This is a genomic window from Pseudomonas sp. P97.38 (assembly GCF_001269745.1).
GTDB classification, from domain to species: Bacteria; Pseudomonadota; Gammaproteobacteria; order Pseudomonadales; family Pseudomonadaceae; genus Aquipseudomonas; species Aquipseudomonas chlororaphis_E.
Genome location: NZ_LHVJ01000015.1, coordinates 420,093 through 442,881 on the forward strand (window position 1 = coordinate 420,093; position 22,789 = coordinate 442,881).

Genomic DNA, 22,789 nt, shown 5'->3' on the forward strand with positions numbered 1-22,789 from the left:
AAGGGCCGCTTCGCGGCCCAGCGGGAGCAAGCTCCCTCGCCACGGGAACAGCGTGGGGTCATTCGCCGTGATAGATGCAGCCACTGGTGCAGGTTTCATGGATGCGAATCGCGCTGAGTTCCGGCAGCAACGGCTTCAACTCGTTCCAGATCCACTTGGCCAGGACTTCGCTGGTGGGGTTTTCCAGGCCGGGGATGTCGTTGAGGTAGTTGTGGTCCAGGCGCTCGTAGAGCGGTTTGAAGATCGCCTTGATCTCTGAAAAGTCGCGGATCCACCCGGTGTGCGGGTCGATGTCGCCGCTCAGGTGGATCGCTACCTTGAACGAATGCCCGTGAAGGCGCCCGCACTTGTGGCCGTCCGGCACGTGGGGCAGGCGGTGGGCGGATTCGAAGGTGAATTCTTTGAAAATTTCCACAGGTTCGGGCTCTTTGAAAGATCAGTCGCGAGGCAGGCGGCGCAGTTTATCAGGTTGCCGACGGTGGTGCGCGGCCATGCTGACTAAAGGGTCAGCAATCGCTCGGCCAGGCTACCGTTGGCGGTCAGTTCGAGAAACTCGTCACCGAGGCGGCGACTTTCGTCCATCGCCTTGCGCCAGTAGGTGCGGCGGCTCGGGTCATCGCCCATGAAACGCTTGAAATCGTTACGGTCTGGCAGTTTGCCGTAGGGCAGGCGAGCCAGGTATTCCCGTGACGGCGCCAGTAACAGCACGTCCTGCAGGCGTTCGACGCTGGCCCGACGCCAAGGCAGGCCTTTGTCGAACCAGCCGGGGATGACCCGGTCGGTGAAGTGCGGGTACAGCACGATGTCGTTGCCGCTGTAGGGCAGGTCGAGGTGATAATCCAGCAGGCCACCGTCGCGATAGGTGCCGGCGCCGGCGCCGGGCAGGTCGCGCACCCCTTGCATCACCATCGGGATCGAGCCCGATGCCAGCAGCGCCTGGCGCAGGTTCGAGGCGTCCAGCGGCACGAAGCGGGACGGAAAGTCCTCCAGCGGATGCAGCGGCGGGGCCAGGCGCGGGTCGTGGATGATCAGGCGCTCGAAGTGCCGCGACAGCCGTGCCCGGCCGCGCAGGTTGTCGGCAATCACCGACGACAACCCCAGGCCCAGCCGCCCGCGATGGTCCTGTGCCAGCCAGCCGTGGCTCTTGACCACCATGATGTTGAGCCGGTAGTGCGGGGTTTCGAGGATCGTGTTGTCGCGGCCTTCGAGCAGGTCGTCGAGCATGCGTTGCGAGCTCTGGCTGACGCCGGCCATGGTCACGCCCTTGGCGAAGCTCTGTTCGTTGTACAAGGTGCCCAGGCGTCGGATCCCCTCGGCGGCATCCGGCAGGCAGGCACTGGCGAAGCGCCAGGAACCCACCGAGGCCCCGATCAGCGAGCGTTCCCGGGGCGCGGCAGGCAGCCACTCGCCGAACAGCGCCAGGTCCAGCCCCTGGATCCCCAGGGCTTTCGGGCCACCGGCGGCACCTGGCAGCGTGCCGACGTCGGCGGCATTCAGGCCGGCCTGGCGGATGCGTGCGAGCGCACGGGGGCCGGCCTTGAGGGTGAGGGCGGGGAACTTGATGTGGATGGCTGTCATACCGGTCTCGTGACTTGGGCAAGCGAAGGATTATAGCGACACGCGCTATCTGTGGGGGCGGGCTTGCTCGCGAATGGGGTGGGCCAGCTTGCATCGATGTTGGATGTACTGACGCCTTCGCGAGCAAGCCCGCTCCCACAGGGATCGCGACCTTGACCTGGGTTCGATGATGGCAATTCAGTTTCAGTTAAGTTCGCCCCGATACAGTTCCAAGGTGACGACTATAAAAAGGAGACAACCCATGAACCGCCTGACTGCCTTATTCATCGCGACCCTCATGGCCTTCAACGCGGGCCTGGCTCACGCTCGCGACCTGGGGGCCGATGAGTCCCGCAAGCTGCAAGACGCTGGTACCATCCTGAGCTTTGAAAAACTCGACGCTGCCGCCCTGGCCGAACACCCGGGTGCCACCGTCACCGACTCCGAGCTGGAAGAAGAGTACGGCAAGTACATTTACCAGGTGGAACTGCGCGATGCCAAAGGCATCGACTGGGACCTGGAATTGGACGCCGTCACCGGCAAGGTACTCAAGAATCATCAGGATACGTAATGAAGCTTAATTTACGCGCCCGCAGCCGCTGGGCGCTGGCGCTGCTGGCGGTCTGTTCGGTGGTGGTGGCCCGGGACCTGGACCAGGACGAAGCCCTGCACCTGCGCCAGCAGGGCGTGATCCTGCCGCTGGAGCAACTGCTGCAACAGGCGCTGGACCTTCATCCCGGGGCCAAGCTGCTGGAGGCCGAGCTGGAAGAAAAGCACGGCGTCTATATTTACGAGGTCGAGCTGCTGGACACCGACGGCGTCGTGCGCGAACTGGACCTGGAGGCCGCGACCGGTCGTTTACTCAAAGATAAGGAAGATTGATGCGCCTGCTTCTGGTGGAAGATCACGTTCCCTTGGCCGACGAGCTGATGGCCGGGCTGACACGGCAGGGCTACGCCGTCGATTGGCTCGCCGATGGGCGCGACGCGGTGTATCAAGGCAGCAGCGAGCCCTATGACCTGATCATCCTCGACCTGGGCCTGCCGGGCGTGCCGGGCCTTGAGGTGCTGGCCCAGTGGCGTGCCGGTGGCCTGGCCACGCCGGTGTTGATCCTGACCGCACGCGGTTCGTGGGCCGAGCGCATCGAAGGCCTCAAGGCCGGGGCCGACGATTACCTGACCAAGCCTTTTCATCCCGAAGAACTGCACCTGCGGATCCAGGCGCTGCTGCGTCGCTCCCATGGCCAGTTCAACCAGCCGACGCTCCAGGCCGCCGGGCTGCATCTGGATGAGGGGCGTCAATGCGTGATCCGCGACGGCACCGACATCCAGCTGACCGCCGCCGAGTTTCGTCTGCTGCGCTATTTCATGCTGCACCCCGAGCAGATCCTGTCCAAGAGTCATCTCGCCGAGCACCTGTACGACGGTGAAACCGAGCGCGATTCCAATGTGCTGGAGGTCCACGTCAATCACTTGCGACGCAAACTGGGCCGCAGCGTGATCGAAACCCGTCGCGGCCAGGGTTACCTGTTCGGCGGGCAGGCCCAATGAGCGACCTGCCGTGAGATCCATCCAGCGCCGCCTGAGCCTGGGCCTGATCGGTGTGATGGTGGTGGTGGGCCTGGTCCTGGCCCAAACCAGCCTGTGGCTGTTCGAGTTGGGTTTGCAGCGTTACCTGGAAGCCGGGTTGCGCAACGACAGCGAGAACCTGCTGGTGGCGCTGGTGCGTGGCCCGCAGGGCCTGCAACTGGATGAGCGACGCTTGTCGCCGGCCTACCAGCGGCCGTTTTCCGGGCATTACTTTCGCATCGATTTTGCCGATGCCCACTGGCGTTCCCGCTCGCTGTGGGACCAGGAACTGCCCCGGCTCGACCATCCGGGCCTGCACAGCAACCTGCAACTGGGCCCCGAGGGCCAGAAGCTGCTGGTGTTGCGCACCGATTACCGGCGCCTGGGCCAGGCGATCTCCATCAGCGTCGCCCAGGACTACACCCCCGTGCGCGACAGTTTCCGCCGGATGCAGCAGATCGGCCTGGGCCTGGGGTTGGCGGGGTTGCTGCTGATTCTGTTGCTGCAACGCCTCACTGTGCGTCGGGCCTTGCGCCCGTTGGACCGGGCCCGGGAGCAGATTGCGCAGTTGCAACGCGGCCAGCGTTCACAGCTCGACGAGCAGGTTCCGCGCGAGCTGGAACCGTTGGTGGCGCAGATCAACCATCTGCTGGCCCACACCGAGGACAGCCTCAAACGCTCGCGCAATGCCCTGGGCAATCTCGGCCATGCCTTGAAAACACCCCTGGCGGTGCTGCAGAGCCTGGCGTCGAACGAGAAACTCGACCCACACCCCGAGTTGCGCAAGCTGTTGCTTGAGCAACTCGAACAGGTACGCCAGCGCCTGAACCGTGAGCTCAATCGCGCCCGGTTGGCCGGCGATGCGTTGCCCGGCGCCCACCTCGATTGCGACGCCGAACTGCCTGGCCTGCTGGCGACGCTCAATATGATCCACGGCGAACACTTGCATTTAAGTTACCTCGGCCCTCCTGGCCTGCACCTGCCATGGGACCGCGAGGACCTGCTGGAACTGCTGGGCAACCTGCTGGATAACGCCTGCAAGTGGGCCGACGCCGAAGTGCGCCTAACGGTGACCGAGACGGCCGGGAGATTCAGCCTGGCCGTGGAAGACGACGGCCCAGGCATCCCTGAAGACCGCCGCGACCAAGTGTTCAGCCGCGGCACACGGCTGGATGAACAGACCGATGGCCACGGCCTCGGGCTGGGGATCGTGCGCGACATCGTCGACAGCTGGGGCGGCAGGCTGGTGTTGGACGCCAGTGAGTGGGGCGGGTTGAAGGTGGTGATCGAACTGTCCAAGCGCTGAAGCCTGCACTTGCCCCTGTGGGAGCGGGCTTGCCTTTGTGGCTGGCACAAATCCCCCTGTGGGAGCGGGCTTGCCCGCGAAAGCGGAGTGTCAGTCATGAATGTTTAGCTGATACACCGCCTTCGCGGGCAAGCCCGCTTGTGTCTGAGTAAGGGAATAAACTCTGGGGTGAGAGGGGTAGATGGCAAGCTGTGAGTCCGCGGTGCTTGAAGCACGAGTGGGAGCAAAGCTGCCATCTACCTTTCTACTCTGGCCCATAAGCCCGAACAGTTGTACGAGCGGCACTCGAATCACAAGCGTGGGCAAAGCCAGAGCACTCTCATTTCTGAGTGTAAGAGGGTTTTGCCATGATTTCCTGGGTCGGTATCGATATATCCAAATCAAATCTCGTCGTTTGGGTTCGACCACAGAACCAAGGCTATGAGGTCCCCAATACGTCTGAGGGTTTTGCACAGCTGGTCGAACAGCTAAGCCAATACACGATTGGCCGGGTGTTACTGGAAGCCACGGGCGGCTATGAACGAAAGGTTATGGCAGCACTGCAGGAGGCAGGTTTCAATGTGCTCAGGATCAACCCTCGCCGGGCTAGAGCCTTCGCCGTAGCAATGGGCAAGAATGCCAAGACCGACCCCATCGATGCGGCTGTTCTTGCCGATTTTGCCGAAGCTCTGCATGCGTCTCACGAAAAGCCCATTTCACCTGAGCGTGAAGCACTGCGGGAGCTGATTCAGCTGCGCGAACACTTCGTCCAGCAACGAGATGACAACAAGCGCCGACTACAGCAGGCTCAGCTTCCGGCGGTTATCGAGGTGATCAAAGATCATATTCGCTACCTGCAAATCCAAATCAAGCAGTTTGGCAAAGCCATTAATCAAAGCATGCGTAAGCTGGATGCGGAGAAAGCCGATCGACTCACATCAGTTAAAGGGATCGGCACTGTGGCGACTGCTAGTTTGTTGGTTTACCTGCCTGAGCTCGGTGAGCTTGATCGCAGAGAGATCGCGGCCCTGGCGGGAATCGCCCCCTACAACGACGACAGTGGCAATCACAGCGGCAAACGTCAGATTTACGGAGGAAGAGCGCGGGTCAGACGTGCGCTTTATATGTCGTGCTGGGTTGTCATCCGCTATCACGCCGACTTCAAGGCCCGGTACGAAGCACTTCGAGGGCGAGGCAAGAGCGCGAAAGTCGCGCTCATCGCCTGCATGCGAATATTGCTAATCAGACTGAATGCCATGCTTCGAGACGGCACTGAATGGCGGTGACGGGTGGCAGAGGTAAGACAGTTGCTCCCACATTGAACCGTTGTTCACCATGAATCGGTGGCCATACACGGTCCGGTGTGGGAGCGGGCTTGCTCGCGAAGAGGCCCTCAGTGACAACGGATTTCCCGAATCAATCCCCAGTCCCCCGCCAAATCCCTTTCCCACTCAACCGCGCCCGATCATGGGCCCCGGTGAAGTCCTGCTTCGGCCCCTTCGGTACGATCCCATTGGGGTTGATGGTCTTGTGGCTGCCGTAGTAATGACCCTGGATGTGAACGAAGTCCACGGTCTCGGCGATGCCCGGCCACTGGTACAACTCCCTCAGCCAGTTCGACAGGTTCGGATAGTCGGCGATGCGCCGCAGGTTGCATTTGAAATGGCCGAAATACACCGCGTCGAAGCGAATGAGCGTGGTGAACAGGCGGATGTCCGCCTCGGTCAGGTATTCACCGGCCAGGTAGCGGCGGCTGGCCAACAGGGCCTCCAGCCGGTCCAGCTCGGCGAACAGGCCGTCGAAGGCTTCTTCGTAGGCGGCTTGGGTGGTGGCGAACCCGGCGCGGTACACGCCGTTGTTCACCGCCGGGTAGATCCGCTCGTTGAGCGCGTCGATCTCGCTGCGCAGGTGCGCCGGGTACAGGTCCAGATGATTTTCAGTCAGGCCGTCGAATGCGCCATTGAACATGCGGATGATCTCCGCCGATTCATTGTTGACGATGCGCCCCTGTTGCTTGTCCCACAGCACCGGTACGGTGACGCGGCCGGTGTAGTCGGCGGTGTCGGCGGTGTAGCGCTGGTGCAGGAAGTCCAGGTCGTCCAGTTTGTCGCCGGTGGAGCCATGGGTTTTGTCGAAGGTCCAGCCGTTTTCCAGCATCAGGTAGCTGACCACTGAGACGTCGATCAGGTTTTCCAGGCCTTTTAGCTTGCGGAAAATCAGCGTGCGGTGGGCCCAGGGACAGGCCAGGGAGACGTACAGATGATAGCGCCCGGCCTCGGCGGCAAAACCGCCCTCACCGCTAGGGCCGGCGCTGCCGTCGGCGGTCACCCAGTGACGGCGCTGAGCCTGCTCGCGCTGGAAGCGGCCGTCCTTGCTTTCATACCACTGGTCTTGCCAGCGGCCTTCGACTAACAAACCCATCTCGATCTCCTCGACCTATAAACGTTGGAGAGGAGTCTATTCCGATAGGTTCGAACAAAAAGCGCAAAGGTTAGGCGTTAATCATCAGTTAAATCGAACGATCCCGGCTGTCCCAGTACTGTCGGGCGCGCTCGAACGCCGCTTCACGCGTCAGGCCCAGGCCGCGCAAGGCCAAGGCCATGGTGGCGATCAGGGCCAATTGCGGGTAGCTGTCCTGGACGTCACCGCGCCAGACGGCCTTCAAGTGTTCGGGGTCGAGGCTTTCCGGCTTGACGTGGCGCTGTTCGGCCAGTCGCGGCCATTGCTCGTCCCAGCTGACGCCGCCGGACGTTCCGTAGAGGTGGCTGTCGGCGTCTGGGTTGATCTCGATTTCGCCGCCATCACCCTTGATCACGATGGCGGTGTCGCCCAGCAAGCCGCTGGCTTCACGGTGCACGGCCTGGTAGCCGGGGTGGAAAATGCTCTGCAACCCGCAGCGTGCGCCCAGCGGGTTGAGGATCCGCGCCAGGGAATGGATGGGCGAACGCAACCCGAGGGTGTTGCGCAGGTCGATCATTCGTTGCATCTGCGGCGCCCAGTCCACCAGCGGCATGAAGGCCAGGCCGCCGTTGTCCAGGGCGCCGGCGACCTGCTGCCAGTCCCGGCACAGCGGGATTTGCAGAAAGCCCAGCAATTGTTCGGTGTAGAGCCGGCCCGCCGTATGAGCGCCGCCGCCGTGCATGAAGATCCGCACGCCGTTCTGCCCCAGGCACTTGGCCGCCAGCAGGTACCACGGCAAATGGCGTTTCTTGCCGGCGTAGGTTGGCCAGTCGAGGTCCACCTTCAACCCCGGGACAACCAGGCGCTCACGCAAGGCCTCGGTGAAACCGGCCATTTCCTCGGCGCTTTCTTCCTTGTGCCGCAACAGCATCAGGAAGGCACCGAGCTGGGTGTCCTCGACCTGTTCATCCAGCACCAGGCCCATGGCCTGGCGCGCTTCTTCGCGGGTCAGGTTGCGGGCGCCGCGCTTGCCTTTGCCAAGGATGCGCACGAACGGGGCGAACGGGTGTTCGGCCGGGGTCTCAAGGGTCAGCGAAGCAAAGTCGGTCATAGGCAATTCGTCGGTTTGGGCAGGCCCGCCAACTTGGCGGCGAGTTTGGCGGGAGTGCCTTTGAACAATCGGTTCAAATGCAGGCTGTTGCCTTTGTCCACGCCCAGTTTCAGCGCGGTGTACTTGATCAGCGGCCGGGTCGCGGGGGAGAGCTGGAACTCGCGATAGAAGCCGCGCAACAGTTCGAGGATTTCCCAGTGCTCGGGGCTCAGTTCGATTTCTTCAGCGGCGGCCAGGGCCGTGGCGACATCGGCCGACCAGTCGTCCAGGTCGGCCAGGTAGCCGTCCTTGTCCAGCGCGATGGCGCGTTCGCCCACATTCAACGTGTTCATAGCCAGGTGTTGACCTTGTCATGCTCGATCGACAGTTCGACGAAGGCCGGGTAGTCGATGGCCTTGGCCCAGCCTGGCGCCTGCAAGGCGCGGGCCTGGACGTCTTCGGCGAGCACGAACAGTTTCAGGCCGCGGCCCTGCAGGGTTTCAAACGGCGCGGTGCCAGGCCGTAGGGCATACGTCGCGTCGCCGCACAGCAGCAGGGCATCGTGTTCGCCGAGTATGCGCAAGCAACTGGCGAAACGAGAGTCGCCGAAGGGCGAGTGAGACAATACGTGCAAGGTCGACATCAGAGGGTGATCACCTGGTCGTAACGGTCAATGAGCGCGGCGATCTGTGCCGCGTCCAGTACATTCATGTCGTCCAGCGCCAGCGTATCGGTGGCGACGCCGCGCTCGGCGGCGCTGTCGACGCAGACAAACAGTTGCTCGACGCCGAACAGCGGCAGTGCCTGCAAGTTCGCGCTCAGGTCTTTCTGCTGGACGGCCCTGGCGTCTTGCGCCGCGAGTAACTGGAACACGCCGTCGTCGAGAAACAGCAGGCCGATGGGCAGGTCGAACGCGCCGCCGGCCAGGACGATGTCCAGCGCTTCGCGGGCGCTTGGGCCCGACCATGGGGCCTGGCGGCTGATCAGCAGTAATGACTTGGGCATCAAGCGCCTCCAAAACAGATCAGGCGGTCCGCGTCCTGGATCGCATCGTGCAACTGGCCGAGGCCGGACAGGGCCCAGGGCGCCTCGACACTGGCCGCCGATCGCTGGTAGCGCTGGGCTTCTTCGTCGTTCAACACACCCCGGCGCAACGCCGCCGCGATGCACACCACGCCGTCGAGGCGATGGTCGCTGACGAACGTGCGCCATTCGCGTGGCAGGTCCTGTTCGTCCTGGGGCGTGACGATGCTGGCGCCGGCGTTATAGACGCCGTCCTGATAGAAAAACAACCGCACGATTTCGTGCCCACCGGCCAGCGCGGCCTGGGCGAACAGCAAGGCACGGCGCGAGGAGGGCGCGTGAGCGGCGGAAAACAGCGCGATGGCGAACTTCATGACAGACCCGGTCAGCGAAACTGCGGCCATGATAAAGCTTTATGGGCGGTGGGGCGATTGCCAAGGGGGCTCGACACGAAGGGCATGGCGAGTACGGTGTGGTGAGCGAGCTTGCTCCCTCGCCATGGTTTACTGCTTGTCTTCAAGGCCATGCAGCTGGCAATACTCCGCCCAGTCCATCCCCGCCATTTCCGCCACTTCCTTGTGCACCTCCAGGCGCTGGGCCTGGTAGTCCTCGGGCGAGGCGGCGGTCAGTTGCAGGGTCAATTCCCAGGCGAACAGGTGCTGGCGCTCGGCCTCGGCTTCGAAGGCTTCATGCAGCCGTTCGGCGCGATATTGTTCGGCGGTCTCGCCCTTGGCCTGGGCGAGCAGCGGGTTGAGGGTGTCCAGTTCGTGGCGCAGGTGCGGGCGTTCGTCGAGAAACCTTGCCAGGGCCCGTTCGTGTTGTTGTTCGGTTGCCGCCATGGTGACTCCTTTGGTTGGTGGCCCACAGGTTGCGCGAATCGACGCCTGCTGTCGCGGGTAAATTTCAGTAAAGCAGCGCGACGGTTCGGGTCGTAGTGCTACAGTCGGTTTTTTTCGGTGAGAGAACGCAATGCGAATGTTGACGGTGGCCCTGGCCGCTACCTTGCTGGCCGGCTGTGCGGGTTCGGCGATGAACCAGGCCCGGACCCAGGCGCCCTACAAGACCCTGGCCTCGGACAAGCCTGCGCAGGTCGTGGCCCAGTGCGTGCAGTTTGCCTGGCAGGATGAAGCGGTGTTCGGCGTCGATGCCGCGGCGTACCTGCAACCCGGCGAGAAGGGTGGCCTGACGGTGTACACCCGCTCCGCCGAATCGTTCGTCGATGTCCTGGCCGGCGCCAACGGCACGGCGTTGAACTACTACGCTCAGCACGACGACTTCGTCGCCAAGCGTCGGCTGGCGGCGCTGGCGACCTGTTTGTAAGCCGCCAGCCCAGCAGCCCTGTGGGCGTTCAGTCCGCCGCTTCCAGGCGCTTCTGGAAGAAAAAGTGCTGGTGGCCCGGTGGGTAGTCGTCGATGTGGCCGACTTCCGTGAAGCCTTGCTTGCGATAGAACGCCGGTGCCTGGAAGTCGAAGGTGTCCAGAAAGATGCCCACGCAGTTTTTCTCCCGCGCCAGGTCTTCGGCCATTTGCATCAGGGTCGAGCCCGTGCCCTGGCCCCGGGCCTGTTCCGGCACGACCAGCAACTCGATGTAGAGCCAGCGGAAAAATATTCGCCCGTAGAGCCCGCCGACGACTTCAGCGCTGTGCTCGTCGCGTATCAGCAAGGCGACGAGCTCGGGCACCGTGGCGCCGGTCTGGGCGCTGTTGTAGGCGCGCAGCGGCGCGAGAATGGCCTGGCGCTCCTCGTCGGTGGGCGCATCGGTGCGTTCGATTCGCAGCGTCATCGGGTATGTCCTTAAGCGGGAATGATCTGCGCGAGACTATCGCAACGGGCGCATTGCGCAAACCGGGCCATACTGGCTAGGTCCTAAAACAAGAAGAGACCTGACCCATGATGTTCCAATCCCTTGCCAGGACCCTCCTGGCCACCTCGCTGACCCTTGGCTGCCTGGCCGCGCAGGCCGCGTCCCAGGCGCCGGTTGCCGCCGAAAACGGCATGGTGGTCACCGCCCAGCACCTGGCCACCCACGTGGGCGTCGATGTGCTCAAGAACGGCGGTAATGCCGTGGATGCAGCCGTGGCGGTGGGCTATGCCCTGGCGGTGGTCTACCCGGCGGCGGGCAACCTGGGGGGCGGCGGCTTCATGACCCTCCAACTGGCCGACGGCCGCAAGACCTTCCTGGACTTCCGCGAAAAAGCCCCTCTGGCGGCCACCGCCAACATGTACCTGGACAAGGACGGCAACGTCGTGCCCGAACTCAGCACCCGTGGCCACTTGGCGGTGGGTGTGCCCGGCACCGTGTCCGGCATGGAGCTGGCGTTGCAGAAATACGGCAGCAAGCCCCGGGCTGAACTGATCGCCCCGGCCATTCGCCTCGCCGAAGAAGGGTTCACCCTCGAGCAGGGCGATGTCGACCTGCTGGAAACCGCAACCGATGTGTTCAAGAAGGACATGCGCGACTCCGGGGCGATTTTCCTGCACAACGGCGAGCCCATGCAGGTTGGCCAGAAACTGGTGCAGAAGGACCTCGCCAAGACCCTGCGGGAAATCTCCGCCAAGGGCGCCGATGGCTTCTACAAGGGCTGGGTCGCCGATGCACTCGTCACCTCCAGCCAGGCCAACAAGGGCATCATCACCCAGGCCGACCTGGACAAGTACAAGACCCGTGAGCTGGCGCCGGTGGAGTGCGACTACCGCGGCTACCACATTGTTTCGGCGCCGCCGCCCAGTTCCGGTGGGGTGGTGTTGTGCCAGATCATGAACATCCTCGACGGCTATCCAATGAAGGAGCTGGGTTTTCATTCGGCCCAGGGCATGCATTACCAGATCGAAGCCATGCGCCACGCCTATGTGGACCGCAACAGCTACCTGGGTGACCCGGATTTCGTGAAGAACCCCATCGACCACCTGCTGGACAAGCAATACGCCGCCAAGTTGCGCGCCGCCATCGAGCCGCAAAAGGCTGGCGATTCGCAGAAGATCAAGCCGGGCGTGGCGCCCCATGAAGGCAGCAACACCACCCATTACTCCATCGTCGACCAGTGGGGCAACGCCGTTTCTGTCACCTACACCCTCAACGACTGGTTCGGTGCCGGGGTGATGGCGAGCAAGACCGGGGTCATCCTCAATGACGAGATGGACGACTTCACCGCCAAGGTCGGCGTGCCCAACATGTACGGCCTGGTGCAGGGCGAGGCCAATGCCATCGCACCGGGCAAGGCGCCGCTGTCGTCCATGAGCCCGACCATCGTCACCAAGGACGGCAAGACGGTGATGGTGGTGGGGACGCCGGGCGGCAGCCGTATCATCACGGCGACCTTGCTGACCATCCTCAACGTGATCGACTACGGCATGAACCTCCAGGAAGCCGTCGATGCGCCGCGTTTCCATCAGCAGTGGATGCCCGAGGAGACCAACCTGGAAACCTTCGCCGCCAGCCCCGATACGCAGAAGCTGTTGGAAAGCTGGGGCCACAAGTTCGCCGGCCCGCAAGACCCCAACCACATCGCGGCGATCCTGGTCGGCGCGCCGTCGCTGGGTGGCAAGCCGGTGGGCAAGAACCGCTTCTATGGCGCCAACGACCCTCGCCGTAACACCGGGTTGTCGTTGGGTTACTGATCCCGTCAACGTTTGCAGAGGAAAGTCATGAGCACCGCATTGCTGATCATCGATGTCCAGAACGGACTGTGCAGTGGCGAAGAAGAATGTTTCGACATCCAGCGCGTCATTCGGACCATCAACGACCTCAGTGCCAAGGCCAGGGCGGCCGGCTGGCCGGTGATCCTGGTCCAGCATGAGGAACTGGAAGGTTCGCTGACCCATGGCTGCGACGCCTGGCAACTGGCTGACGGCCTGCTGACTGACGCAGACGACCTGCGGGTGCGCAAGACCACGCCGGACGCCTTCTACCAGACCGACCTGCTGTCGCTGCTGCAAGCGCGGAGCATCGATCGGCTGGTGGTCTGCGGGCTGCAAACCGATTACTGCGTCAACGCCACCGTGCGCCAGGCCCATGCCCTCGGCTATGACCTGGTGCTGGCGGCCGACGCCCACTCCACGGTGGACAACGGCAGCATGACGGCAGAGCAGATCATCGCCAACCACAACAACCGTCTGGGGCGCCTGAGCAGCGCCGTGTCGCGGATCGACGTGGTGCCGGCGCAGGCCGTGCGGTTCTGACCCCACCCAGCACCTGTGGCGAGGGAGCTTGCTCCCGCTCGACTGCACAGCAGTCGCTTGAATGATGGGGCCTGCTTTGCAGGCCAGCGGGAGCAAGCTCCCTCGCCACGGAACCTGATCGCCAGGGCAGGACGCCGGTGCTTCAATTGCGCCCAGCCACCCCGGCCACGGGCGCCTTGGCCCGTTCAACCTTGCGGTACGTCAGCAGCACGATACCGGTGACCACGATCGCGCCGCCCAGCACCTGGCCCGGGTTGAGCATCTGGTCCAGCACCAGCCAGCCAATCAGCAGCGTGGCCAGCGGTTCGATGTTCATCACCGGGGCGTTGCGCGGCATGTCCAGGCGCGGCACGCAGATGAACAGGACGGTGAACCCGGTGCCGTAGAGCACCACCAGCGTGGCCAGGGCCAGCCAGCCGGTGCTGCTGGCCGGCAGGTCGAAACCGCCAGGCAGGGCGCCGGTCAGGCCGGCGAGGTTGACGCTGCTGAAGACGATGAAAATCGTCAGCAGGCTGCGCACCGAGCCGCGCACCTGGGACAACTTGTGGTCGGTAATCCACAAGGCGCAGGCAAACACGCAGGCGGCGCAGAAGGCCAAACCCACCCCGACCAGCCATTGCGGGCCGACGCTCTGTTCAGAGGCCAGCCGCGCCGGCACCTCCAGCACGAACACCAGGCCCACCAGGATCATCCCCATCAGCGCGGCGGTGCGCGCGGTCGGGCGGGGCCCACCCAGTGCCCAGGTGAGCAGCGCCAGCAGAATCGGAAAGAGGTTGCCGACCAGCAGCGCCAACGCCACGGGCACCCGTGCCACGGCGGAGTAGAGGCACAGGCTCTGGGCACCGATCAACAACCCCAGCGTCAGCTGCCAGCGCCACGCACCGCGGGGCAGGCGCAGGCTCTGGCGTTGCCACAGCACCAGGGCGGCCAGCACCAGCAAGGTCCCGCCCGAGCGCAGCAGGATCGCCAGCAGCACCCCGGCGCCGTCGTCGAAGGCGGCCCGGGCGGCGACATGATTACCGGCAAAGGCGCAGCCCATGCACAGCAGGACAAGCACCGCGAGGTGCCGGGGAAGTGGAGTGGGAGCGGCAGTAGCGAGGGTCATGGCAGTCTCGAAGGGCAGGCCACCCGAGCAAGTATTTCGGATGACCATTATTGTTATTAGTTATCGTACAACATGAGTTTTTACCCCACGAAAGGCCAGGAAACAAGCGCGCAGTCGATATCAGTGGCTCGCCATCAGTGGGATGAAATGCGGGTCGTCGCAACAAAACGCAGGATTGTCCATCTTGTACGATGTCTTATCACGGAGTAAAACTGTGCTCCCGTCCAATAACAATAACGGAGAGACGCACGATGGATGCTTCGCAATCTTCAACCGCCGCCGATCAGGGGCGTCGGGTCTTCCTGAAAAAATCCCTGGTGGTTTCGGCGGCTGCCGCTACCTTGGGCAACCTGCCGGGGCTCGCCCAGGCCGAACCGCTGAGCCAGCGTTACCCGGACCCGTTGATCAATATCCTCGACCCCAGCTTCATGGACTTGCGCATCTTCAACGCCAGCGTGGAAAAGCTCGCCACCGGCCTGCGCTGGGCGGAAGGGCCGGTGTGGATCGGCGACGGTCGCTACCTGCTGGTCAGTGACATTCCCAACAACCGCATCGTGCGCTGGGATGAAATCACCGGTGATCTCTCGGTGTACCGCGAGCACTCCAACTTCTCCAACGGCATGTGCCGGGATCGCCAGGGACGGTTGCTGGTGTGCGAAGGTTCCACCACCTCCAGCGAAGGCCGGCGCGTGACCCGCACCGAGCACAACGGCACGATCACCGTGCTGGCAGACAGTTTCGAGGGCAAGCCGCTCAACTCGCCCAACGACATCGTCTGCAAGAAGGACGGTTCGATCTGGTTCACCGACCCACCGTTCCAGACCGGCAACAACTACGAAGGGCACAAGGTCACACCGGCCCAGCCCCATGCGGTGTACCGCATCGATGGCGAGACCGGTACGCTCAGCCGGGTGATCGACGACCTGGCGGGGCCGAACGGGCTGTGCTTTTCCCCGGACGAGAAAATCCTCTACGTGGTCGAAGGCCGGGCCAAGCCCAACCGTCTGATCTGGGCGATCACGGTCAAGGACGACGGCACCTTGGGCGAGCGGCGCAAGCACATCGAGGGCCTGGACTACGCCGCCATCGATGGCATCAAGTGCGACGAAAGCGGCAACCTCTGGTGCGGCTGGGGCGGCAACGGTGACCCCAAGGCCGACCTGGAAAAACTCGATGGCGTGCGGGTGTTCAACCCTCAAGGCAAGGCTATCGGGCACATCTCCCTGCCGGAACGCTGCCCCAATGTCTGCTTTGGCGGCCGGGAAGGTAACCGGTTGTTCATGGCGGGCAGCCATTCGTTGTATTCACTGTTCGTGAATACGCGGGGGGCGACGTTCGCCTGATCGATCGAGTGCTGTCAGGCAGCCCTTTTCCTGTGGCGCGGGCTGCCTCGCAGCCCCGCGCAAGCAAGCGCCCTCGCCACGGGAGGGGCGACGCCGGTCATTTATGGCCGACGTCCAGCCTGGTGTAGGTCACTTTCCCGCCTTCGCTGGCGTACCCGACGTTGTCCAGAGTGTAGACGCCGGCCTTGAAGTAGAAGTCGTAGCCGTACCAGGAAGGGTCCAGCTTGACCTGTTTGCCGAGGCTGTTGATCAGCACGGTGAGCTTGCCTTGCTTGTCCATCTGCAACGCATAGGTGAAGGCTTTGTTCAGCGCCATGTTCGGCACGCTGAAGAGCACCGGGCTCTTCACGTCCTTGGGCTTGACCCGGTATTCCACGTCGAGGTTGCCGGTGCCCTTGGCGTAGCGATACACCAGTTTGAGCAGCGGGGCGGGGGCGTCCTTGGCGTGGATCTGCGCCACCACGACCCGTCCTTCCGACGGTACCTGGTTTACCGACAAGGTGCCGTTGAGGGTGTTGAGGCCACTGTTGTAGCGCCAGTTGCGCAGCTTGCCGTCCTTACTGGTTTCCCGCAGTTCGGAGCGCGGGAAGTCGCTTTTGCCGGTGTGGGAACCGGTCACCGGTGCCCAGAACACGATGCGCTCGCCGTTGCGGTTGAAATACGGGCTCTGCAGCGTCGGCATGGCCTTGGTGGCCACGGTCAGGGCCGGCGTTTGCACGGGCAGGGTGATGTTCCAGACAGTCAGGTCAATCATGCTCAAGCGCTCCAACGGGGCTGGCCGTCGTTCATCGATACTCGGTCTGCTGGGCAACCAATGGCCTTGCCGGGCGCAGTGACTGGTTTATCGACGGCGTGCCGTTTCGCTGGAGCGGCAACTGACGAGCGGCTCTGGGTGGCGCCTCGCAGCTGGACAAGGGAATGCTGTCAATCTGATGCTGATCGGTTAGAGTACGCGCCGCCCGAGAGATGGATCCCGGGCGTTTTCCCATGGAGTATTCAATGAACCACCTCAGCAAGATCGCTGCCTGCGCACTGCTCGGCCTGGCCCTGGCGGGCTGCACCGGCGCCCCGATGAAAACCCAGCAATACGACAGCAGCCAATACACCGTAGTCGGCCACAGTGAAGCCAAGGCCACCGGCCTGCTGCTGTTCGGGGTGATCCCGATCCAGCAGAATAGCCGTTTCGTGCGCGCCCAGACCGCTGCGATCAAGGCTAAGGGCGGCGACGCCATGATCAACACCCAAGTCCAGGAAAACTGGTTCTGGGCGTGGGTCCTGACCGGCTACACCACCTCGGTGTCCGGTGATGTGGTCAAGCTGAAGAACGTTCAGTAAGCCATCACTCTGTGGCGAGTCAGCGTCTCCCTCGCCACAGTCCCCTCAGTGCCCCCCGACCACCATCCGACTGAACGGCACCACATACGCCTGCAACGTCACCAGCCCGCCCACCAGGATCGCCAGCACGACCGAGTGGAAGAATACGTAGCGCAGGATTTCCCCTTCATGGCCGTACCAGCGAGTCGCGGTGGAGGCGACCACGATCGATTGCGCATCGACCATCTTGCCCATCACCCCGCCGGAACTGTTCGCCGCCGCCATCAGCACCGGGCTGATCCCCAACTGTTCCGCCGTGACCCGCTGCAAGCCACCGAACAGCACGTTGGACGCCGTGTCCGAACCGGTCAGCGCCACGCCGAGCCAGCCCAGCAGTGTGCCGAACATCGGGTAGAAGATGCCCGTCGCGGCGAAGGCCAGGCCCATGGTGGCGTCCAGCCCCGAATAGCGCGTGAGGAACCCCAGGGCCAGCATCGCCACGATGGTGGTCAGCGAATAGCGCACCACCCACAGCGTGCGCAGGTACTGGCGCAGCAGTTGCGGGATCGAATAGCCCATCAGCAGGCCGCCGAGGATGGCCGCCAGGAAGATGCCGCTGCCGGTGGCGGTGAACCAGTTGAACTTGTAGATCGCTTCCTCGGTTTTCGGTTGTGGCACCACCGGCGGGACTTTCTCGATCTGCTGGTGCAGGGTGCTGAACGTCAGCATCGGCGAGAACAGCGGATTGGCCTCGCGCACCGGCTTGCCTTGCGGGTCCAGCTTGACCGACTGGGTCTGCGGGTCGAGCGCCGCACGGGTGTCGAACAGGTTCTTGAAGCCCTGGGTGCCCCAGGCGAAGACGAACACGGTGAGGATGATCCACGGCATCCACGCCCGCAGCACGGCCGGGCGCGCATCGCTGGCGAACGCACCGCCGGCGACGGGCTGTGCCTGTTCGCTGGCCTCGATCTTCGAGTCATCGACCCGCCCCGACAGCGCGGCGGAGGTGTGCACCGTGGCCGGTTTCCAGACCTTGAGGAAGCCGGTCAGGCAGGCCATGGAAATCAGCGCGGCAATCACGTCCACCAGCATCGGTCCGTGGTAGTTGGAGACCAGGAACTGCGGGATGGCGAAGCTGACGCCGGCCACCAGGATCGCCGGCCAGATTTCCAGCATCTTGCGCCAGCCGGCGAATGCCCAGATCAGCCAGAACGGGACGATGACCGAGAAGAACGGCAGTTGCCGGCCGACCATCATCGACAGCTCCATTTCATCCAGGCCGGTGACCTTGGCCAGGGTGATGATGGGCGTGCCAAGGGCACCGAACGCCACGGGCGCGGTGTTGGCGATCAAGGCCAGGCCCGAGGCGGCCAGGGGCGAGAAGCCCAGGCCGATCAGGATGGCCCCGGTCACCGCCACCGGCGTACCGAAGCCGGCCGCGCCTTCGAAGAACGCGCCGAAGCAGAAGGCGATCAGCAGCAATTGCAGGCGCCGGTCGTCGGTGATGCGTGCGAGGGAATCCTGCAGGACCTTGAACGAGCCGTTCTCGGTGGTCAGGCGGTGCAGGAAAATGATGTTGAGCACGATCCAGCCAATGGGTAACAGGCCGTTGGCCGCGCCGTACAACGCCGCCGACCCGGCCATCCCGGCGGGCATGCCGAAGGCGAAGATCGCGATCAGCAGGGCCGACGCCAGGGCCAGCAGCGCCGCCAGGTGCGCCTTGATATGAAAGAACGCCAGGGACGCCAGCATCACCACCACCGGGACCGCCGCCAGGAGCGTCGACAGCACTGCATTACCGAAGGGATCGTAGACTTGTTGCCAGACCATGTTCCACCTCTGCTTTTTATTATTGGAAGTGCAGGCCCCGTGGGGGTTGGCAGAACAGTATAGAAGGGGATTGGGCGGCAGGCCGTCTCGTCAGTTTTGCTCCTCTCGCAGCGCCAGGCTCAAGCCATCGCAGCTTTGCGACCAGGCACTCAACCAGGGCGCCAGCGCCGGCGACTGTTCGGCCAGCCCCAGTGCGCGGATGAACTCACCCGGTGCAACCGTGCCCCGGGCCGAGCGGAACAGGCCCCGCATGATCACCACGCCGACCACGCGCCCCTGGCTGATGAAACGGTGTTCCATGAAGGTCCACTTGTCGTCCCAGCCGAGCATCCGCGAGTGCACCTCGAACGCTTCGAACAGCTTGAGTTCGCGCCGGAACTTGCCCCAGACATCCCCCACGATCGGCACCGCACGGTGGCGCAGGGCGACTTTGTAGGCGCCGCTGCGCAGCACGTAATCCATGCGCCCGACGTCGGCCAGGGTGAAGTAGCGCCCGTTGGTGACGTGGCGGTTGAGGTCCAGGTCCAGTGGCCAGACGCGCATCCGCACCACAGTGGTGCCCAAAGGGTCAGTGGGCTTGCGCCAGGGACGACGCAACAGCATCAACAAGAGTCGGAACCAGAGATTCATGAGCACGCCACCAGGATGGAAATGGCGCACTTTAGCGGCGTGGCCGAGGCCGGGCTAGGTGCGTAAATGACTGTTTTTCGGGAAAACGCGCGTTTGGGGCAGGTGGCATATCCTGTGGCGAGGAAACTTGCTCCCGTTGAGTGATCAACCCGCCGGGAGCCTGGGACCGCTGCGCGCTCCAGCGGGAGCAAGCTCCCTCGCCACGGGGTGGATTGTTGATTCAGGCCTTGGCGGCCATTGCCGTCACTTCCACGCGCATGCCTTCTACTGCCAGCGCCGCCACGCCCACGGCCGCGCGCACCGGCCAGGGTTTGGCGAAGAAGCGTTTGTAGACTTCGTTGAAGGCGGCGCGATCCGCCATGTCGGTGAGGTAGATGGTCAGGTGCAGGACCCGGTCCATGGAGCTGCCGGCGCGTTCCAGGGCGGTCTTGAGGGCTTGCAAGGTGCATTCGCTTTGCAAGGTGATGTCGCCCAGCTCCAGGCTGCCATCGGCCCGGGTCGGGATCTGGGTGGAAACCAGCAGGCCGCCGAAGCCGGCAACGTCGGAAGAGATGGAATCTGCGTCTGGGTCGGGGGTGAAGGTGATGTCTGGATTGGCCATGCAAGCCTCTTGTCGAAAGGGGTGAGGAGCGGATTCAGGCGGCCAGTTTACCGTCTCTCGTCGAGCCTTTCGTGATTTCCTTGAGTGGCCGCTGTCAGCTCCGGCCCTGGGCCAGCCGTTGGGTGGTCGGGATGTGCCCGAGGGGTGGGTTGACCAGCGCCGCGCTCGCCGCGATCTGCTGCGCCTGTTCCCACTCCAGGTCGGGCCGTAGCCACTGGAGGGCTTCCTCGCCGGTGAAGGCCAGCAGGCGCTGCTGCTTGCTGGCGATGTCGCCGTAGGTCACCAGGGTCAGGCCATCGCAGCCGTTGGGTGTTTCGCTGGCCTGGGCCAGGGCCGCGAGGAAGATCGGCGCGGCCTGGTTGGACGCGGTGTAGCTCAGGCGCGGGGAGGCGGGCGCCAGGGTGGCGTCGGCCGACTCGTACCAGCCGTTCACCGCCACCAGCACCCGGCCCTCGCGCTTGATTCGATCGAAGACCTTGGAGCGCATCACCAGGTGCAGCGGCAGATGGGTCAGCGGCGGCATCGTTCCGACGGACCAGATCGGCGACCAACCCCAGCGCACCTTGATGCACTCCAGGCGCCCGCCCCGGCAGCGAATGGCACTGAGCTGCATGTTCGGCTTGATCAGGTTCTGCTGGTCGTGGGGTTTGAACTGAGCCGTCACCGACAGCCCGGCGGCGGGCGCACTGGCCTTGAAACCCGTGCCGTGGGTATCGCGTTGGGCAAAAAACGCCAGGGACTCCTTCGAGGAAACCTGTTGGACTAGGCATTCGTACATGGCGAAACTCCGGCAGTGAACTGCAAGGACACTCAATGCGCCCGCCGTTCAAGCCGTGATGCCCCGTCGCTTGCAGCGGTGTCATGTAGCTACGAGCCGTAGCGAGACGCTTGGTTCGAAAATCCTGAGGGCGGGGGGACGAGTGGCGGGTGGGCTGGGCCGAAACCGCCGGATCGGCGTGCAGCCCTGTCGAGTCAGGCCGCCACCGTCACTTGCGGGCCTGGATGAAATCCACGAAGGCCCGCAGCGGCGAGGGCAGGTAGCGGCGGCCGGGGTAGTAGAGGAAGGGGCCGGTGAAGCGCTGCCACCAGGGTTCGAGGACCGGTTCGAGGGCGCCGCTGTCGAGGTAGGGGCGCAGCCAGTCTTCGAACAGGTAGATTACGCCTAGCCCATCCAGGGCGGCCTGGACCGCCAGGTCCACCGCGCCGCCGATCCGCACGATCAACGGGCCGCTCGGGTCGACGCTCACGGTTTCGCCGTCGCGTTCGTACTCCCACGGCGGCATGGCGCCGCTGGCGAACTTGCCCCGCAGGCAGGCGTGCTGGAGCAGGTCCCGCGGGTGTTCGGGGCGGCCCATGGCGTCCAGGTACGCCGGTGAGGCCGCCGTGGCGAAGCGTTGGAAACGCGGGCCGATGGGGATAGCGATCATGTCCTGCTCAAGGCGCTCGTCGTAGCGGATGCCGGCGTCGCAACCGGCCGCGAGCACGTCCACGAAGCTTTCTTCGGCAATCACCTCCAGGCGAATGTCGGGGTAGCTTTTCAGGAACGGCGTGACGATCGCGGGCAGCACCAGCCTGACCGCGCTGGCCGGCACGTTCAGCCGCAGCGTGCCCGAAGGGCGGTCGCGAAATTCGTTGACCACGTCCAGCGCCGACTCGACCTCGCCTAGGGCCGGCACGATGCGCTCCATCAACCGGGCACCGGCCTCGGTTGGTACCACGCTGCGAGTGGTGCGGTTGAGCAGGCGCACGCCCAGGCGCTGCTCCATCCGGCGTACCGCATCGCTGAGGCTGGAGGCAGACTTGCCGCTGAGCCGCGCGCCTTCGCGAAAGCCCCCTGCGTTGACCACCGCCACGAAGGCCAGCAAATCCTGGATATCCGCCGCCATTGTTCTCTCCCTCGTACAAGCTGTGCCGATTGCACCTGATTATCAGCGCAATGGTCAATGCTTATAGTGCTCGTACTTTCATTGATCCAAGGGGCACGCGATGAGCATTGCAGACAAGGCAGGCACTTTTCTACTGGGCGACCGTGCGGTCAAGCGCATGGGCTACGGGGCGATGCAACTGGCGGGGCCCCATGTATTCGGGCCACCCAAGGACCCGGCGGCGGCCGTCGCGGTGCTGCGTGAGGCCGTGGCTAGCGGGGTCAACCACATCGACACCGCCGACTTCTACGGCCCGCACGTCACCAACCGGTTGATTCGCGAAGCGTTGCACCCCTATGCCGAGGACTTGACCCTCGTGACCAAGGTGGGCGCAGTGCGCGGCGCCGATGCCTCCTGGAACCCGGCCCAGAGCCCCGCCGAGTTGACCCAGGCGGTGCACGACAACCTGCGCAACCTGGGCCTGGATGTGCTGGATGTGGTCAACCTGCGGGTATGGGGCAATGTGAGTTCGCCCTCGGACGAATCCATCGAGCAAGCCTTCACGGCCCTGGCTGAGTTGCAGCACCAGGGACTTATCCGGCATTTGGGCGTGAGCAACGTCACCGTCGCGCAGGTCAGGCAGGCCCAAGGCATCGCCAAGGTTGTCTGTGTGCAGAACCACTTCAACCTGACCCATCGGGCCGACGAGTCCCTCATCGCCGAGCTTGGCCGCGAAGGCATCGCCTACGTGCCGTTCTTCCCGTTGGGCGGCTTCACGCCGTTGCAATCGCAAACCCTGTCCAGCGTCGCGGCGCGCCTGGAGGCGTCGCCGCTGTGCGTGGCCCTGGCGTGGCTGCTGCAACGGGCGCCCAACATCCTGTTGATCCCGGGTACGTCATCGTTGGCGCACCTGCGGGAAAACCTCAGTGCCAGCGAGCTGACCCTTGCACCGGCGCTGCTCGCCGAGCTGGACGCCTTGGTGGAGGTGGGCTGACGTCG

28 protein-coding genes are annotated in these 22,789 nt (G+C 63.9%); 11 read left to right on the plus strand and 17 right to left on the minus strand.

What is annotated here, in order from left to right; all coding sequences use genetic code 11:
* Nucleotides 1-58 precede the first annotated feature (58 nt).
* Together queD and AD664_RS12050 are read right to left on the minus strand one after the other, a co-directional pair.
* On the minus strand, nucleotides 59-415 hold the full coding sequence (queD, locus tag AD664_RS12045) for a 6-carboxytetrahydropterin synthase QueD (RefSeq protein WP_003203918.1): 357 nt from the start codon (nucleotides 413-415) through the stop codon (nucleotides 59-61).
* A gap of 83 nt (nucleotides 416-498) precedes the next feature.
* Nucleotides 499-1,578, minus strand: a complete 1,080-nt coding sequence (locus AD664_RS12050; protein ID WP_053146782.1) for a hypothetical protein — start codon at nucleotides 1,576-1,578, stop codon at nucleotides 499-501.
* 241 nt (nucleotides 1,579-1,819) lie between these two features.
* Between AD664_RS12050 and AD664_RS12055 the strand changes: the two genes are divergently transcribed.
* The 5 genes from AD664_RS12055 (at nucleotide 1,820) to AD664_RS12075 (ending at nucleotide 5,696) form a co-directional block, all read left to right on the plus strand.
* Complete coding sequence (locus AD664_RS12055) at nucleotides 1,820-2,128, plus strand: PepSY domain-containing protein (RefSeq protein WP_053146784.1); 309 nt, start codon at nucleotides 1,820-1,822, stop codon at nucleotides 2,126-2,128.
* The gene (locus tag AD664_RS12060) at nucleotides 2,128-2,439 is read left to right on the plus strand and encodes a PepSY domain-containing protein (RefSeq protein ID WP_042728343.1); all 312 of its coding nucleotides are present in this window, start codon (nucleotides 2,128-2,130) and stop codon (nucleotides 2,437-2,439) included. The genes AD664_RS12055 and AD664_RS12060 overlap by 1 nt, the downstream gene beginning before the upstream one ends.
* Nucleotides 2,439-3,107: a response regulator transcription factor gene (locus tag AD664_RS12065; protein ID WP_042728344.1), complete on the plus strand. Its 669-nt coding sequence runs from the start codon at nucleotides 2,439-2,441 to the stop codon at nucleotides 3,105-3,107. The genes AD664_RS12060 and AD664_RS12065 overlap by 1 nt, the downstream gene beginning before the upstream one ends.
* Nucleotides 3,108-3,117: 10 nt before the next feature.
* A complete protein-coding gene (locus AD664_RS12070) occupies nucleotides 3,118-4,431 on the plus strand; it encodes a sensor histidine kinase (RefSeq protein ID WP_053146786.1) in 1,314 nt (437 codons plus the stop codon).
* 347 nt (nucleotides 4,432-4,778) lie between these two features.
* A complete protein-coding gene (locus AD664_RS12075; protein ID WP_053143539.1) occupies nucleotides 4,779-5,696 on the plus strand; it encodes an IS110 family transposase in 918 nt (305 codons plus the stop codon).
* Between the two features lie 130 nt (nucleotides 5,697-5,826).
* Here AD664_RS12075 and AD664_RS12080 read toward each other — a convergent pair whose 3' ends face one another.
* The 7 genes from AD664_RS12080 to AD664_RS12110 form a co-directional block, all read right to left on the minus strand.
* Entirely contained in the window at nucleotides 5,827-6,831 is a 1,005-nt protein-coding gene (locus tag AD664_RS12080; protein ID WP_053146788.1) for a glutathione S-transferase family protein, read from the minus strand.
* 88 nt (nucleotides 6,832-6,919) lie between these two features.
* The gene (locus AD664_RS12085; RefSeq protein ID WP_053146789.1) at nucleotides 6,920-7,921 is read right to left on the minus strand and encodes a glycosyl transferase family protein; all 1,002 of its coding nucleotides are present in this window, start codon (nucleotides 7,919-7,921) and stop codon (nucleotides 6,920-6,922) included.
* Nucleotides 7,918-8,253: a TusE/DsrC/DsvC family sulfur relay protein gene (locus AD664_RS12090; protein WP_053146791.1), complete on the minus strand. Its 336-nt coding sequence runs from the start codon at nucleotides 8,251-8,253 to the stop codon at nucleotides 7,918-7,920. Before AD664_RS12090 ends, AD664_RS12085 begins: the two co-directional genes overlap by 4 nt.
* Nucleotides 8,250-8,543, minus strand: a complete 294-nt coding sequence (gene tusB, locus AD664_RS12095) for a sulfurtransferase complex subunit TusB (RefSeq protein ID WP_053146793.1) — start codon at nucleotides 8,541-8,543, stop codon at nucleotides 8,250-8,252. The genes AD664_RS12090 and tusB overlap by 4 nt, the downstream gene beginning before the upstream one ends.
* Nucleotides 8,543-8,905, minus strand: a complete 363-nt coding sequence (gene tusC, locus AD664_RS12100; protein ID WP_053146795.1) for a sulfurtransferase complex subunit TusC — start codon at nucleotides 8,903-8,905, stop codon at nucleotides 8,543-8,545. Before tusC ends, tusB begins: the two co-directional genes overlap by 1 nt.
* Nucleotides 8,905-9,297, minus strand: coding sequence for a sulfurtransferase complex subunit TusD (gene tusD, locus AD664_RS12105; RefSeq protein WP_053147069.1), 393 nt, complete (start codon nucleotides 9,295-9,297; stop codon nucleotides 8,905-8,907). The genes tusC and tusD overlap by 1 nt, the downstream gene beginning before the upstream one ends.
* A 129-nt stretch (nucleotides 9,298-9,426) precedes the next feature.
* A complete protein-coding gene (locus tag AD664_RS12110) occupies nucleotides 9,427-9,762 on the minus strand; it encodes a DUF6388 family protein (RefSeq protein WP_053146796.1) in 336 nt (111 codons plus the stop codon).
* A gap of 130 nt (nucleotides 9,763-9,892) precedes the next feature.
* Between AD664_RS12110 and AD664_RS12115 the strand changes: the two genes are divergently transcribed.
* Nucleotides 9,893-10,243 carry a hypothetical protein gene (locus tag AD664_RS12115; RefSeq protein WP_047737184.1) on the plus strand — a complete coding sequence of 117 codons (351 nt, stop codon included), beginning with the start codon at nucleotides 9,893-9,895 and terminating at the stop codon, nucleotides 10,241-10,243.
* A gap of 28 nt (nucleotides 10,244-10,271) precedes the next feature.
* Here AD664_RS12115 and AD664_RS12120 read toward each other — a convergent pair whose 3' ends face one another.
* Nucleotides 10,272-10,706 (minus strand): GNAT family N-acetyltransferase, encoded by a 435-nt coding sequence (locus AD664_RS12120; RefSeq protein WP_053146798.1) that lies wholly within the window; start codon nucleotides 10,704-10,706, stop codon nucleotides 10,272-10,274.
* A 107-nt stretch (nucleotides 10,707-10,813) separates the two neighbouring features.
* On the opposite strand from AD664_RS12120, the gene ggt reads away from it, so the two are divergent.
* Together ggt and AD664_RS12130 are read left to right on the plus strand one after the other, a co-directional pair.
* Entirely contained in the window at nucleotides 10,814-12,541 is a 1,728-nt protein-coding gene (gene ggt / locus AD664_RS12125; protein ID WP_047737179.1) for a gamma-glutamyltransferase, read from the plus strand.
* A 27-nt stretch (nucleotides 12,542-12,568) separates the two neighbouring features.
* Nucleotides 12,569-13,102, plus strand: coding sequence for a cysteine hydrolase family protein (locus tag AD664_RS12130; protein ID WP_053146801.1), 534 nt, complete (start codon nucleotides 12,569-12,571; stop codon nucleotides 13,100-13,102).
* Between the two features lie 142 nt (nucleotides 13,103-13,244).
* Here the strand turns inward: AD664_RS12130 and AD664_RS12135 are convergent, their stop codons facing one another.
* Nucleotides 13,245-14,207, minus strand: a complete 963-nt coding sequence (locus AD664_RS12135; RefSeq protein WP_042731688.1) for a DMT family transporter — start codon at nucleotides 14,205-14,207, stop codon at nucleotides 13,245-13,247.
* 251 nt (nucleotides 14,208-14,458) lie between these two features.
* Between AD664_RS12135 and AD664_RS12140 the strand changes: the two genes are divergently transcribed.
* On the plus strand, nucleotides 14,459-15,550 hold the full coding sequence (locus tag AD664_RS12140) for an SMP-30/gluconolactonase/LRE family protein (RefSeq protein ID WP_042731682.1): 1,092 nt from the start codon (nucleotides 14,459-14,461) through the stop codon (nucleotides 15,548-15,550).
* 97 nt (nucleotides 15,551-15,647) lie between these two features.
* On the opposite strand, the gene AD664_RS12145 is transcribed toward AD664_RS12140, so the two are convergent.
* Nucleotides 15,648-16,304 (minus strand): polysaccharide lyase family 7 protein, encoded by a 657-nt coding sequence (locus AD664_RS12145; RefSeq protein WP_053146803.1) that lies wholly within the window; start codon nucleotides 16,302-16,304, stop codon nucleotides 15,648-15,650.
* A gap of 245 nt (nucleotides 16,305-16,549) precedes the next feature.
* Between AD664_RS12145 and AD664_RS12150 the strand changes: the two genes are divergently transcribed.
* On the plus strand, nucleotides 16,550-16,885 hold the full coding sequence (locus tag AD664_RS12150; protein WP_042731684.1) for a hypothetical protein: 336 nt from the start codon (nucleotides 16,550-16,552) through the stop codon (nucleotides 16,883-16,885).
* Nucleotides 16,886-16,930: 45 nt separating this feature from the next.
* On the opposite strand, the gene AD664_RS12155 is transcribed toward AD664_RS12150, so the two are convergent.
* The 5 genes from AD664_RS12155 to AD664_RS12175 all read right to left on the minus strand — a co-directional run bounded on the left by AD664_RS12155 (nucleotide 16,931) and on the right by AD664_RS12175 (nucleotide 21,811).
* A complete protein-coding gene (locus tag AD664_RS12155) occupies nucleotides 16,931-18,694 on the minus strand; it encodes an L-lactate permease (protein WP_053146806.1) in 1,764 nt (587 codons plus the stop codon).
* Nucleotides 18,695-18,784: 90 nt separating this feature from the next.
* Nucleotides 18,785-19,324 (minus strand): thioesterase family protein, encoded by a 540-nt coding sequence (locus tag AD664_RS12160; protein ID WP_053146808.1) that lies wholly within the window; start codon nucleotides 19,322-19,324, stop codon nucleotides 18,785-18,787.
* Nucleotides 19,325-19,544: 220 nt separating this feature from the next.
* Nucleotides 19,545-19,925, minus strand: a complete 381-nt coding sequence (locus AD664_RS12165) for a RidA family protein (RefSeq protein WP_053146809.1) — start codon at nucleotides 19,923-19,925, stop codon at nucleotides 19,545-19,547.
* A 94-nt stretch (nucleotides 19,926-20,019) separates the two neighbouring features.
* On the minus strand, nucleotides 20,020-20,703 hold the full coding sequence (locus AD664_RS12170) for an SOS response-associated peptidase family protein (RefSeq protein WP_053146811.1): 684 nt from the start codon (nucleotides 20,701-20,703) through the stop codon (nucleotides 20,020-20,022).
* 208 nt (nucleotides 20,704-20,911) lie between these two features.
* Nucleotides 20,912-21,811 carry a LysR family transcriptional regulator gene (locus tag AD664_RS12175; protein ID WP_053146813.1) on the minus strand — a complete coding sequence of 300 codons (900 nt, stop codon included), beginning with the start codon at nucleotides 21,809-21,811 and terminating at the stop codon, nucleotides 20,912-20,914.
* 100 nt (nucleotides 21,812-21,911) lie between these two features.
* On the opposite strand from AD664_RS12175, the gene AD664_RS12180 reads away from it, so the two are divergent.
* On the plus strand, nucleotides 21,912-22,784 hold the full coding sequence (locus AD664_RS12180) for an aldo/keto reductase family oxidoreductase (RefSeq protein WP_053146815.1): 873 nt from the start codon (nucleotides 21,912-21,914) through the stop codon (nucleotides 22,782-22,784).
* The last annotated feature ends 5 nt before the right edge of the window (nucleotides 22,785-22,789 follow it).